This is a genomic window from Corallococcus interemptor, assembly GCF_003668875.1.
GTDB classification, from domain to species: domain Bacteria; phylum Myxococcota; class Myxococcia; order Myxococcales; family Myxococcaceae; genus Corallococcus; species Corallococcus interemptor.
Window position 1 is genome coordinate 1 of record NZ_RAWM01000307.1, and the last position, 522, is coordinate 522.

Genomic DNA, 522 nt, shown 5'->3' on the forward strand with positions numbered 1-522 from the left:
AATGTGAATGGTTCAACACCAGTACCAGAAACAAAATACATACCGATCAACACATAACAAGCATTGATGTTACAGGTCGGTGGTATAAAGATGATCCATTTGTCCTACCAAGTCAAGCGAAGCAAGTTTTCAATGTTAGTGATACTTGCAAAGGCAACAACTGGAGAATCATAGAACGAGTCAAGCATTAGGGAGTGTGGGATGTACCAGAACTGGATGATGTGCCTAACGAGGCCTTCCAGCAGCATGAAACAACCGATGTTGTCCCAATCTGTGTCGAAGATAGGGATGTTCACTTCTGTAGGGATCATATTCTGCCAGAGATAGTTAACGGTGATGGGCCAATGGCGGAGCATAGCGATGACAAGGATGAAACTATGGCGGAATATATAGATGATGATGATGATGACGATCTGTGTAGCCAGTCCGAACCGGATATAGATCCTGATATAGAGTATGATGTGTATTGTTTGTTTTCTAATTTGTGTATGGACAAGTGTTCTAAATTAATAAAGTTGTTGG

Annotated in this window: 1 protein-coding gene; it reads left to right on the forward strand. The window is 41.4% G+C overall.

From position 1 onward, the window contains the following. Positions 1-194: 194 nt before the first annotated feature. On the forward strand, positions 195-522 hold a 328-nt coding region (locus D7X96_RS40625), incomplete at its 3' end, for a hypothetical protein (protein ID WP_208647451.1).